At 36.2% G+C, this 12,840-nt stretch carries 10 protein-coding genes; 4 read left to right on the top strand and 6 right to left on the bottom strand.

Going from position 1 to position 12,840, the window contains the following annotated elements; translation table 11 throughout:
* Positions 1 to 16: 16 nt before the first annotated feature.
* The 4 genes from DRF59_RS05060 to DRF59_RS05045 all read right to left on the bottom strand — a co-directional run bounded on the left by DRF59_RS05060 (position 17) and on the right by DRF59_RS05045 (position 6,938).
* Positions 17 to 2,206, bottom strand: a complete 2,190-nt coding sequence (locus tag DRF59_RS05060; protein WP_115957417.1) for a TonB-dependent siderophore receptor — start codon at positions 2,204 to 2,206, stop codon at positions 17 to 19.
* Between the two features lie 150 nt (positions 2,207 to 2,356).
* On the bottom strand, positions 2,357 to 5,431 hold the full coding sequence (secA, locus tag DRF59_RS05055) for a preprotein translocase subunit SecA (protein WP_115957415.1): 3,075 nt from the start codon (positions 5,429 to 5,431) through the stop codon (positions 2,357 to 2,359).
* 123 nt (positions 5,432 to 5,554) lie between these two features.
* On the bottom strand, positions 5,555 to 5,776 hold the full coding sequence (locus DRF59_RS05050) for a DUF2795 domain-containing protein (RefSeq protein ID WP_002662059.1): 222 nt from the start codon (positions 5,774 to 5,776) through the stop codon (positions 5,555 to 5,557).
* Between the two features lie 133 nt (positions 5,777 to 5,909).
* Entirely contained in the window at positions 5,910 to 6,938 is a 1,029-nt protein-coding gene (locus tag DRF59_RS05045) for a GDP-mannose 4,6-dehydratase (protein WP_115957413.1), read from the bottom strand.
* A gap of 90 nt (positions 6,939 to 7,028) precedes the next feature.
* On the opposite strand from DRF59_RS05045, the gene DRF59_RS05040 reads away from it, so the two are divergent.
* Together DRF59_RS05040 and DRF59_RS05035 are read left to right on the top strand one after the other, a co-directional pair.
* Positions 7,029 to 7,826 carry a DUF2797 domain-containing protein gene (locus tag DRF59_RS05040; RefSeq protein WP_115957411.1) on the top strand — a complete coding sequence of 266 codons (798 nt, stop codon included), beginning with the start codon at positions 7,029 to 7,031 and terminating at the stop codon, positions 7,824 to 7,826.
* A 27-nt stretch (positions 7,827 to 7,853) separates the two neighbouring features.
* Complete coding sequence (locus tag DRF59_RS05035; protein ID WP_115957409.1) at positions 7,854 to 10,505, top strand: AsmA family protein; 2,652 nt, start codon at positions 7,854 to 7,856, stop codon at positions 10,503 to 10,505.
* A gap of 77 nt (positions 10,506 to 10,582) precedes the next feature.
* On the opposite strand, the gene DRF59_RS05030 is transcribed toward DRF59_RS05035, so the two are convergent.
* Positions 10,583 to 10,933, bottom strand: a complete 351-nt coding sequence (locus DRF59_RS05030) for a hypothetical protein (RefSeq protein WP_115957407.1) — start codon at positions 10,931 to 10,933, stop codon at positions 10,583 to 10,585.
* Positions 10,934 to 11,109: 176 nt separating this feature from the next.
* On the opposite strand from DRF59_RS05030, the gene DRF59_RS05025 reads away from it, so the two are divergent.
* Complete coding sequence (locus DRF59_RS05025; RefSeq protein WP_115957405.1) at positions 11,110 to 11,304, top strand: hypothetical protein; 195 nt, start codon at positions 11,110 to 11,112, stop codon at positions 11,302 to 11,304.
* Between the two features lie 123 nt (positions 11,305 to 11,427).
* Positions 11,428 to 12,474 carry a PA0069 family radical SAM protein gene (locus DRF59_RS05020; protein WP_115957403.1) on the top strand — a complete coding sequence of 349 codons (1,047 nt, stop codon included), beginning with the start codon at positions 11,428 to 11,430 and terminating at the stop codon, positions 12,472 to 12,474.
* Between the two features lie 76 nt (positions 12,475 to 12,550).
* On the opposite strand, the gene DRF59_RS20705 is transcribed toward DRF59_RS05020, so the two are convergent.
* On the bottom strand, positions 12,551 to 12,721 hold the full coding sequence (locus DRF59_RS20705) for a bacteriocin-like protein (RefSeq protein ID WP_157967432.1): 171 nt from the start codon (positions 12,719 to 12,721) through the stop codon (positions 12,551 to 12,553).
* Positions 12,722 to 12,840: the final 119 nt, after the last annotated feature.

The following is a 12,840-nucleotide window of genomic DNA, read 5'->3' as shown; positions in this document are numbered from 1 at the left end:
GCTAACCTTTGAATTTTTAAAATTTATATGTGAAGCTTCCTAATACGTTGGCAAGAGCTTGTGCATTGGCCGTAGTATATCCGCTCCAGTAATGTTCGTTAGTAAAGTTGTCTACCTTTACCCCGATTCTGAACTTTTTTGTATCATAAAAGGCATTAGCATTCAGTACCAGATATTTTGGAAGTATGAAAGTTCCCATTGTGGTTGAGTTGACAATCTTGTTATCGCTGGCATAGTTTCCTCCAACTCCGAATCCAAGACCTTTTAATTTTCCATCAAGGAACTGGTAGCTTGCGTTGAAGTTAACCAGCCATGGAGACGAAGCTGTCGCTGGCCTTCTTCCGATTACCGTTTCGTCAGCCTCTGTATATTTCATATCATTGTAGCTTACCCCGGCAATTACAGAGAACCCTTTGATCAGATAAGCGTTTGCTTCCAGTTCAACACCTTGGCTTGTTAGTGAGCCAGCTTGCCTTTGAATTGCTCTTCCCTGATCAGTATATCCGACATTCAAAAGGGTGTTCTTTACCTTGATATTGTAATAACTTAGTGTTGTACTGATTCTTCCTTTTATAAGGTTGGTTTTGAAGCCTCCTTCAAACTGATTGGCCCTTTCCGGATCAGAAAGTGTAAGATTGGAATTTGCGTCAGAAATATAATATCCATTGCTTGTAAAACTGTTTTGATAGTTTCCAAAAACAGATACTTTATCCTGAATAATCTGATACACAACTCCTAGTTTAGGTGACCATGCTCCTTGAGTATATGCGGCGGTAATATTTTGTCCCGTTTGACCCCCTTTAAAATCTATACTTTCATATCGTAAAGAAGTAAGGATATTAAGCCCAGATATAGGAGTGATTACATTAGAAATATAACCACTGTAAGTATCTTTTTTTCCTGTACTTATATAAGTATAATTTTTGTCAAAGTCAGGCTGGCTTTTCAGATTATCGTACATAGCACCCAATGTCTGTCCGTTCATGTTAGAATAATCTGTGCCTGTAAAAGGAACCCAGTCAAAATTGGTGAACATAAAATATTGATTGTCATTCAATCTCATATAATCGAAACCAGCTACAGTTCTGTTTCTCACGCTTCCGATATTGAAATCAAAATTGAAGTTTTGCTGAACCTGAAAATATGTCCTTTTGCTATCTTTGGTTGACTGGTCGGCCCTTGCTATTCCAACTTCAGAACTATTTGTAGGATTGGGAGCGAAATAAAAATATGGGCTAAATCCGTCTGAGTAAGAATAAGCAGTACTTACATTAGTGGAAGATTTAATATGCTCATTAATCTTATAGTTAACCTGCCCAAAGAAATTTCTTGCTTTACCTACAGTTTTAAGACCTTCTCCGGTGTAAGACTGTTTATAATTATAACCAAGATTCTCCATTTTGTCCATGTTGTCTGCACCAAGTTGTGAGCTCGGGAAATAAAAGAAAAATGCTGTTTCAGGATACGAATTAGTTTCAAACATTTCCAGTTCTGCATTGATCTCTAAATTATCCGTAGGACGGTAAGTGATGGAAGGTGTAAATGCATAGAATGAATTCTTTGCATTAGTTCTTTGGAAAGTCCCTTGATTTGTATAAGCTGTATTTAATCTGAATAATAATTTTTTATCATTGGTCAGCGGAGTATTGACATCAGCCTGCACTCTGTAGTAATTATAACTTCCTCCTGCCAGAGAAACTGCCCCTGCAAAAGTTTCAAATGGTTTTTTAGTAATTCTGTTCACTACGCCTCCGTAAGAAGTCACATTGCTTCCAAATAAGGTTGCGGACGGTCCTTTTAAAACTTCAATTCTTTCGACATTAATGGCATCCATAGAAGTAGTAATAGGCGCCACCATACCGTTCCTGATAGAGTTTCCGGCTACAAAACCTCTTAAATTAAGATAGATACCTCCATCTCCGGATCTGTTGGTTGCGCTCCACATTTTTTGTGCACCTGCCACATTCCTGAAGGCATCATCTACGGTAAATAATAGTTGGTTTTCCAGAACTCCTTTGTCAATAGAAGAGTAGACCTGTGGATCTTCTATAGCTTTAAGTGGCATTTTGTTGGAATAATCACTGTCTTTCTTGACGTATGTATTGATAACTACTTCATCAATGTTTTTTGTGGTTAATGAATCTTTTTTTTGGGCAGAAACCAGCATTGTTCCCAGTGCGGAAGCGAAGATCAGTACATTTTTCATGAAAGTCAAATTTTCTGCAAATATATTATTTTTAACTGTTCTAAATAAATAATATTATTGATATTTATCATAAAATTATTATATACTGAATAACAAAAAACCGCTTCAGTCAATGCTGAAGCGGTTTCTTTGTAATATTATGAATTTTTCCTATGCCGGGATTTCTCCTTTATATAGGAAAGAAATTATTTCTTTGTTTAGTTTATCAATCATTTCACTGAATAAGTGGAAAGATTCCTGCTTATAGATTACAAGAGGATCTTTCTGTTCGTAAACAGCCCCTTGTGAAGATCTTCTTAAATCATCCATTTCACGAAGATGCAGCTTCCAGTTCTCATCAATAATAGATAAAGTGATATTCTTTTCAAAATCGTTGATTAAACTTTCACACTGTGTTTCATAAGCTTCCTTCAGATCAGTAACAATAGTCATTGTCTTATGTCCGTCAGTAAAAGGAACCTGGATCATTTTAAACATGGATCCCTGATTTTGGTAAACATTCTCAATGATCGGGAATGATTTTTCCTTTAGCAGATTCAGCTTCATCTGATAATCTTCCTGAGCTGCCTTAAATAGAAGGTTGGTAAGATCCTGAATATTTTTGTTTCCAAAATCACTTTCAGAAACAGGAGATTCCATTGTAAATGTTTTGATGATATCGTATTCAAAATCTTTGTAATTTCCATTAGCTTTTCCTTTTGTAACGATAGAATTCGCAACATCGAAAATCATATTGGTAATATCATATTTCAGGTGATCCCCGAACAGTGCGTTCTTTCTTCTCTTATAGATTACGTCACGCTGTTTGTTCATTACATCATCATATTCAAGAAGTCTTTTTCTTGTTCCGAAGTTATTCTCCTCTACTTTTTTCTGAGCCCTTTCGATAGACTTACTGATCATAGAATGCTGAATTACTTCTCCTTCTTTATGACCCATTCTGTCCATCATTTTAGCGATTCTCTCAGAACCGAACAAACGCATTAAATTATCTTCCAGAGATACATAGAACTGAGAACTTCCCGGGTCTCCCTGACGTCCTGCTCTACCTCTCAGCTGTCTGTCAACACGTCTTGAATCGTGTCTTTCTGTACCGATGATCGCTAAACCTCCTGCATCTTTTACTTCTTTGGTAAGCTTAATGTCGGTACCACGTCCTGCCATGTTTGTTGCAATGGTTACAACTCCCGGACGCCCGGCTTCTGCAACGATCTCTGCTTCTTTTTTGTGAAGCTTTGCGTTCAATACCTGGTGCGGAATCTTTCTTAACTGGAGTGCTTTTGAAAGCAACTGGGAAATTTCAACAGAAGTAGTACCCACCAATACAGGTCTTCCAGCTGCTGTTAATTTTTCAACCTCTTCAATTACGGCATTATATTTTTCTCTGTTAGTTTTATAAACTAAATCTTGTTTGTCATGTCTCAGAATAGGACGGTTGGTAGGAATTACCACAACGTCTAATTTGTAGATTTCCCAAAGCTCTCCTGCTTCAGTCTCAGCAGTACCGGTCATTCCCGCAAGTTTGTTGTACATACGGAAATAGTTCTGAAGCGTGATGGTTGCAAAAGTTTGAGTAGCTGCCTCAATTTTTACATTTTCTTTCGCTTCGATTGCCTGGTGAAGACCGTCTGAATAACGACGTCCCTCCATGATACGGCCTGTCTGCTCATCAACGATTTTTACTTCACCGTCAATGACTACATATTCATCATCTTTTTCAAATAATGTATAAGCTTTTAACAGTTGGCTCATTGTGTGAACACGCTCAGATTTTTCAGCAAAGTCAGCAAAAAGTTTTTCTTTTGCTTCAAATTCTTCTTCTTTGGAAAGGTTTTTAGCTTCTACTTCAGCAATTTCAGTTCCGATATCCGGAAGCACAAAGAAGTTTGGATCAGAGTTTCCTTGAGACATGTATTCAACACCTTTGTCTGTAAGATCTACCTGATTGTTTTTCTCCTCGATAACGAAGTAAAGGTCTTTATCTACGATCGGCATATCACGGTTGTTATCCTGCATGTACTGCGCTTCAACTTTCTGAAGCAATGCTCTGTTTCCGCTTTCCGATAAGAATTTGATTAATTGTCTGTTTTTTGGAAGACCTCTGTACGCCTGAAGTAATTTGAATCCACCTTCCTTTGTATTTCCGGCTGCGATTAATTTTTTCGCCTCATTGAAAATAGCAGAAACGGTTTTCTTTTGTACTTCAACGATTCTGTCAATAGAAGGCTTAAGAACATCAAATTCCTGTCTGTCTCCCTGAGGAACCGGACCGGAAATAATTAATGGAGTTCTTGCATCATCTACCAATACAGAGTCTACCTCATCCACGATAGCAAAGTTAAGTTCTCTTTGTACCAGTTCTGAAGGAGAGGTCACCATGTTATCTCTCAGATAATCGAAACCGAATTCGTTGTTTGTTCCGTAAGTAATATCTGAATTATATGCTTTTCTTCTTCCGTCAGAGTTCGGTTGATGGTTATCGATACAATCGATAGACATTCCGTGGAACTGATAAAGAGGGCCCATCCATGCGGAGTCCCTTTTCGCAAGATAGTCATTCACGGTTACTACGTGTACCCCTCTTCCCGGAAGGGAATTTAAGTAAATTGGTAATGTTCCTACCAAAGTTTTACCTTCACCGGTTGCCATCTCGGCAATTTTACCACTGTGAAGAATAACTCCTCCGATAAACTGAACATCATAATGGACCATATCCCAAACTACTGGAGTTCCGGCAGCGTCCCATGAGTTTTTCCAAACAGCTGTGTCTCCCTGAATGCTGACAAAATCTTTCCCTGCATTAACTAATTCTCTGTCCCAGTCAGTGGCTGTTACACGAATTTCTCCATTCTGTGCCCATCTTCTTGCTGTTTCTTTTACCAATGCAAAAGCTTCAGGAAGGATCTGGCCAAGAACTTTCTCTTCAATTTCGTATGATTCTTTCTTTAGAGACTCAATTTTTGAGAAAAGAGCTTCTTTCTCATCAACGTTTGTTGAATTTTTTATCTGCTCTTTTATCTGTTCTATCTGAGCTGTAATTTTACTGGTTGCAGATTTTATATTCTCTTTAAACTCAGCAGTTTTTTGTCTCAACCCATCATCCGTTAATTGTTGAATGTCAGGTTCTACAGCTTTGATTTTTGTTACAACTTTTTTTACTTCTTTTAGGTCCTGCGCTTTTTTGTCTCCCAAAAACCCTTTAAGAACTTTGTTTAAAAAACTCATAAATTTTTTGCTTTATGCTTAATGCAAGATGCTTTAAGCGTTTTAATGACACGCTTATCGTGTAAATTAATATATAAAAAGGGCAAAAAAGCTCTAAGCACGCAGCCTAAAGCTTATTGCTTATTAATATTCGTCCTCGTTCCAAAGGAAGTCTTCGTCAGTAGGATAATCACTCCATACTTCTTCGATAGATTCATAAATTTCTCCTTCGTCTTCGATTGCCTGAAGGTTTTCCACTACTTCCATAGGTGCACCAGTTCTGATTGCGTAGTCAATAAGCTCTGCTTTTGTCATTGGCCAAGGTGCGTCACTTAGATATGAAGCTAATTCTAATGTCCAGTACATAATTTTCTAATTTTTTGCAAAAGTATAAAAATAGGTTATATTATAAACTTTTTTATACTTGATTTTCAATTCTTTTTATATTTTTTTTGATAATTGTCTGTCACAACTGTATCAAAGCGGTGTCAGCAATTACTTAATGTCGTTTTCTCAAAAACCATTCCACAAATTTTTTTATGCCATTTTGGAAGTTTGTGTCTGGCTGGTATCCTATTAAAGCCTTTGCTTTTGTAATGTCGGCATTGGTTTTTGTGACATCCCCCGGTTGCATTGGCAGATTTTTTTTTAAAGCTGTCATTCCCAGTGCATCTTCGATAGCAGCAACCATTTCAGATAAAGTGATTACCTGATTTTCTCCTAAATTAATGATCTCATAAACGCCTGAATGCTTTTCCAGATACAGAACAGACTTGGTAATACCGTCAATGATATCGTCAATATAAGTGTAATCTCTGGCTGTATTTCCATCTCCGTAAAAAGGGATTTCCATCCCCTCCGAAATAAGTTTTGTAAATTTATGAATGGCAAGATCAGGTCTTTGCCTTGGTCCATACACGGTAAAAAAACGCAGTTGGATCATGTCAATCCGGTACAGACTATGGTATACGTGTCCGAGGAGTTCACTGCATTTTTTAGTGGCTGCATAAGGGGAAATAGGATAATCTACATTATCTGTTTCTGAAAACGGAATTTTTTCATTATTGCCATAAACGCTTGATGAAGAGGCACAAATGAATTTTGTAATATTAAATGTTTTACATAAATCCAAAAGGTTCATCGTTCCTCTGATATTCACTTCCTCATACTCCAAAGGCCTTTCAATAGAAGGCCGGACTCCGGCGAGTGCTGCCAGGTGGATCACCATGTCAATGTTGTGGTTTCTGAATATGTTTTCAATACCTTCCTTATCTCTGATATCCTGATAGTAAAGGGAATATTGATCAGAATGTGAGATCTTGATTAAGCGTTTGATATCCTCTTCTTTATCAGAGAACTGAAAATCAGAATTAATACCAATAGACTCTAAAGTATTTTTTATTTTTATCTGATAGCTGTAAAAATTATCAAAATTGTCAATGTTTATGACAGAATGTCCATTTCTTAATAATTGTTCAATTAAATGAGAACCAATGAATCCGCTGCCGCCTGTTACAAGATAAATCATCTGTGGTTTTTTATTAACACAAAAATATAAATTTTACTTTTTGAAAAATATAATCATTAAATTTACGTAAAAAAGTAATATAAATATAATATGCAGTTTCAAGGGCAAATTTTAAAAATGACCAGCTATGATGATAAACCCATCCAGTATTACCTTAATCTCTCAGGAGATCTCATTCATATGAATGAACTGTTTGGAAAAGAGTTAAACATCAGGCATATCGGGTTTCAATGTGTGAATTGTGGGGAAGATAAACCGATTTACAGAATGGGATTCTGCAAAAATTGTTTTTTTGAAAGCCCTTATGCCAGTGACACCATTATCAGACCGGAACTTTCTACTGCACATTTAGGAGTGGCAGAACGTGATCTGGACATTGAAAAAGAAATTCAGCTACAGCCTCATACCGTTTACCTGGCATATACTGGAGATGTAAAAGTCGGGGTCACAAGGAATACCCAGATCCCTACAAGATGGATCGATCAAGGAGCTACTTTTGCCCTGCCGATCGCAAGGACTGAAAACCGTTATGAAGCCGGAATGATAGAGGTAGCGCTAAAAGATCATTTACCGGATAAAACCAACTGGAAGAAGATGCTTCAGGATGATTTTGAAGGAGAAATAGATCTTGCAGATTTTCAGCAAAAAATCAAACAGTATTTCCCCGAAGATTTTCAAAAGTTCTACAGCGAAGGAGAAAATCTATGGATGTTTGACTATCCGTTTGAAAAACCTGAAAAAGTAACCTCGTTCACTCTCGATAAAAAGCCTGAATTTACAGGACGCCTTACCGGTATCAAAGGGCAATATCTGGGATTTGAAGGAGGAAATTTCATCAATGTAAGAGGGCATGAAGGATATGTAATAGATCTGGAAATCAGGAATTGATCAATGTAAAAAATCAAATCACAAAATATGAGAAAATGGGTCAGAAGATTATTAATAAGTTTCGGAATACTTGCAGGAATTCTTCTTGCAGCGAATTTCGGATTGAACATATGGCTTAAGACCCAGCTTCCGGACTATATAAAAAAGAATACGGATTATAAAGTTTCCTATAAAACCCTGGATGTGGATTTAGGAACAGGAAATATTTTCGCAACAGGAATTTCAGTTAACAGTAAAGACCCTCAAAATACGGAAGTCATCGGGTTGCAAGGGACTATTGATACCCTGAAAATAAGCCGCTTCGGAATTTATGATGCTGTTTTTAATAAAAGAATCAGCTCTTCGGATCTTTTACTGGGCAAACCCAATTTAAATGTTGTTCTTGCAAAACCAGTTGATCGTAAAACCGGGAAAAAGAAAAATCCGGTACTTTTTGAAAATATCAGAATTAACGACGGAAAAATTGCTATTTACAGACATACCAAACAGAAATTTTTATCTGTACAGAATTTAGAACTGTTTGTGGAAAATCTGCAGATGACAGAAGAGTCTGTGGAGGATAAATTACCGGTTGTTTTTGACAGATACAGTATTAAAGGAGAAAAATTCTTTTTCCGTCCTGATCAGATGTATGCAATTACTATCAATACTATAAATACAACTGACGGACAGATGTCAGTTCAGAATTTTAAGCTGATCCCGCTTCTTTCATTGGCGCAATTTAAAAGGTTTTACCCTCAAAAAACCAGATTAGTTGAATTTTCTATTCCAAAGATGGAATTTAAAGATGTCGTCTTGGATAAACATAAAGTTTCTCTTGCCAATGCAGACTTTCAGGCCCCTGTTTTGACCATATACAATACAGGAGCAAAAGGAAAAAAGAGTGACAAAAAATCAAACTTTGAAGTTGACTTAAAAAATATTAAGCTTAATAATGCTATAGTCCAGATCAATAAGCCTGACGGGAATAAACTTTTTTCTGCCGGAAATCTTAATCTGAATATCGATCAACTGATGTTTAATAAAGAAACCTCAGATCAGGTCATTCCTATCGGATATAAAGATTTTCTGTTTTCCGGAAAAGATATCGTCTATTCCAATCATCAGAATATTTCCATTGAAAGCGTTGCATTAAATCCAAAAAGCGGAGAAATAAGAAATATTATGCTGTCTCCCGGTACTTCTGGAGAAAGAAAGACCGCTCTGGGTGCAAAGGCTGATCATATTGCTTTTAATATCAATAAATTTGAATTTCTAAATAAAAAGCTAAACCTGGACATCAGGGACGTTCTTATAGACCATGTCAATGGTACGATCAGGGCTGATGCAAAGAAGCAGGATAAAACTCATGGTCCTGGCATCATACACTCGGTTATTGTAAGGAAAATTTCTTTGAAAAATTCAAATATTATTTACGATAACGGAAAAGAACCTTTAGCTTTCCATGATCTGAACGCCACCCTTAACGTTCTTGAGTTGCTACCCAAACCTAATCAGCAGGGGCTTTCCTTTAAAGTAAAAGATTACTTTTTGACAACCAGAAATTTTGCTTACAAAACTCAGTTTTACAATATCAATCTGGGGCTTCTGAAACTAAACAAGAATAAAGTTCAGATTAATAACTTTGCGATGAAGCCTCTCATTTCAAGAGCACGGTTTATCAAAATGATTCCTGTTGAGAGAGACCTTTATGACTTAAAAGCCAGCCAAATAACTGCAGAAGGAGATTGGGATGTGTTTTCTCAGAATAAGTTTGTGAATGCTTCCCATGTAGTTATCCAGTCCGCGGAAGCTGATATTTTCAGAAGTAAAATTCCGAAAGATGATCCTAAAGTGAAAGCATTGTACTCCAAAATGCTGCGATCCGTTAAAATTCCAATGACAATCCATAACCTTGATCTTAAAAACTCAGTATTGATATATGAAGAGGATACGCCTGAAAGTATGGGCCCCGGAAAATTAACTTTCAGCAACTTTAATATGAATGTAAAGAATCTGAATTCGGCAAAAATAAAAGGAAAGTCAACAAGGGTCAATATTAAAATCAACTGCTCTTTCATGAATCTGGCTCCGCTATCCGTAAACTGGAACTTCGATGTAGCTGATCAGAAAGATGCCTTTGCCATTTCAGGTAAAACAACTAATCTTCCCGCCAGCGGAATCAATCCTTTTATCAGACCTTATCTTCATGTAACGGCTACTGCAGGGACTATTCAGGAGATGCTATTTAACTTCAAAGGGAATCCCGCTGGATTGCATGGAACCTTTAACCTTAAGCATAAAGATCTAAAAATTGCAGTATTAAATAAAAACAATCATGAGAAAAAAGGATTTCTGACTGCTGTTGCCAATGTATTTTTAAAATCAGATTCAGGAAGTTTTCCTGAGGCCGTTACAGTAGAAAATGTGGAACGTGATCCTACAAAATCTTTTTTTAATCTCTTCTGGAGAGGTATTGAGCAAGGATTAAAGAAAACCCTGATAGGTAAAAATGTGGAAAAGACAGAAAAAAAGGTAAAAGATGCCGTTTCTTCAGTGAAAGAAATGAAGCAGTCTGTAAAAGAAATAAAACAGGAAATAAAAAATAAAAAAGAGAGCTCCCGGACTGAAGGAGAGAAAAAGGAAAAGAAAAGCTTTCTTAATGGTGTATTCAGGAAAAAAGAAAGTCCTGAGGAATAATCCTTAAACCATTAAGGATGAATAACATCGGTTGATAACAACCTCAATGGTTTAAGAATTAATATATAATAGATCAGTTAAAAATTGAATTCATCACTTTCCAGAATTGGGATTTCTCTTAAAAACTTGTCAAATTCTTCTCCGGGATAATTGCTGTCTGCCCCGTAAGAATCAATGATCATTCCACGGTTACCACTGTTGTCTTTAACCACATACAGGACGGCATTATCATCCGGGTTGCTGTCTCCTTCAAAACGGTATGTTTTTAAGATTGTCAATTCAGAAGGCTGGTAAACTTTTTCAGAATTTTCAAACTTCATTTCACATTTTTCATTCATTCTGAACTCCCTATGTATCCCTCTTTCCGAAAGTGTTTTCATAACCTGGCTTAAGGTGGTCATTCTGTCAATGTTTTCTGGATTTTCCATAATAATATTTTTACTGATTTAGTACAATAATTAAACCATATTATAATTATAAATGTAAGAAAATTAACGAATTGTAATTTCCTTAAAAATAAAGTTTAATGTTAACAAAATTTATAATTTAAAAAAAACAGATAGGTATACTTTTTGCAATATTACCAGTAATAAATCAAAGAAATATGAAAAAAGAAGTTGGAGTATTACTGGCAGGGGGAGTTGGTCTTTTGGCAGTATTAAGTTTAATCAGCATAAAAAAAATATTGACTAAAAAAGATAAAAAATACAGTGATACCTATTCGGATTATCACAGACACTTTGATGAAAAAAACCATGATGATGAATATCATGGAGTAGAACTATATGCAGTGAAGTAGTAAAAAAATATATTTTAATTATGTTTAAAAACCAACACTTTGAAGTGTTGGTTTTTTTTTGTGGAAAACTTTAGTGTTAAAACTCATTATTTTATAAAAAATCCATTCTAATTTTACATCGGAATGCAAAACGAGAATTTAAAAAAAGGTCAGGGAGCTCAGCGAAATGTTATCAACCGTTTCGACAGGTATACCTATGAACCTGATGATGAAGATCTAGAAACAGTAAAGACATCATTTACGGAAGTTTTCCCTAAAACGATTGTGAATCAGGTAAAAAGCGAGGATCTTTCTATGGAATATTCCATGAACCCTTACCAGGGATGTGAGCATGGCTGTTCATATTGTTTTGCACGACCTACACATGAATATTGGGGCTATAGTGCCGGGATTGATTTTGAACGGAAAATTATGGTGAAAAAGAATGCTCCGGAACTGTTGGAAAAATTTTTTCAAAAAAGAGGTTATAAGGCTGCTCCGATTTTGTTATCAGGAAATACAGACTGTTATCAGCCCGCTGAAAGGCAGTTTGAAATTACCAGAAAACTGCTGCAGGTTTGTCTTGATTACAGACATCCTGTCAATATTCTGACCAAAAATGCCCTGGTATTGAGGGATCTTGATATTTTAAAACCTATGGCAGAACAGAATCTTATCTCAGTTTCGCTAAGTATTCCGACAATTAATGAGGAATTGAGAAGAAAGATGGAACCAAGAACAAGTTCTGCAAAGAATAAATTAAAAGCAATAGAAGTTCTGTCAGAAAATAATATTCCTGTACACATAATGGTGGCTCCCATCATCCCGGGGCTGAACAGTGATGAGCCCTTATCTATATTGAAAGCTATTTCTGATGCAGGTGCTAGGGGATTTGGATATACTTTGGTAAGATTGAATGATACTGTAGAGCCTGTCTTTGTCAACTGGATTGAAGCTCATTTCCCGGACAGGGCCCAAAAGGTACTGAACCTGATACGTTCTATGCGGGGAGGGAAGCTTGGGGATAAAAGATATTTTGAAAGACAAAGAGGAGAGGGAAATATCGCAGAAATGATTCATACCACATTTAAAGTTGGACGGAAAAAATTTTTTGAAGGAAAGGAGTTTCCAAAATTGTCCACCTCTAATTTTACAGGAAGCCGCGACCAGCAATTGAGGCTATTTGATTAATAAAAAGATTCAGGGAAATAAGAAACCCGTTTCCGGTCACATGAAACGGATCTCTTGTTAACTGTTTGAGGTCAGTTTAATAAATGACAGGTTGTTCCCCGTCAGGGCAAATGAATTCAACACGGCATAATTCTTTATACTGTATTCCGTCACTGCACACATAAAAGCAATCACCGGGAAAAGGATAACTGATTCCCCCTGAAATTACTTTTAACTTGCTTTTGCTTAATTTTTTCAGATTTTTCATATTGTCCAATTTGGATTTAATTAAAAAAGATGGTGTATAAAATTATTTGATTTTCAGTTTTTAACAATTGTAACTGTAAATAAAAAGCCGTTTCAGAGAAACGGCATGACTACATTTTG

The organism is Chryseobacterium flavum, assembly GCF_003385595.1.
In the GTDB taxonomy this organism is placed as follows: Bacteria; Bacteroidota; Bacteroidia; order Flavobacteriales; family Weeksellaceae; genus Chryseobacterium; species Chryseobacterium flavum.
This window is presented reverse-complemented; position numbering and strand designations above follow the sequence as displayed.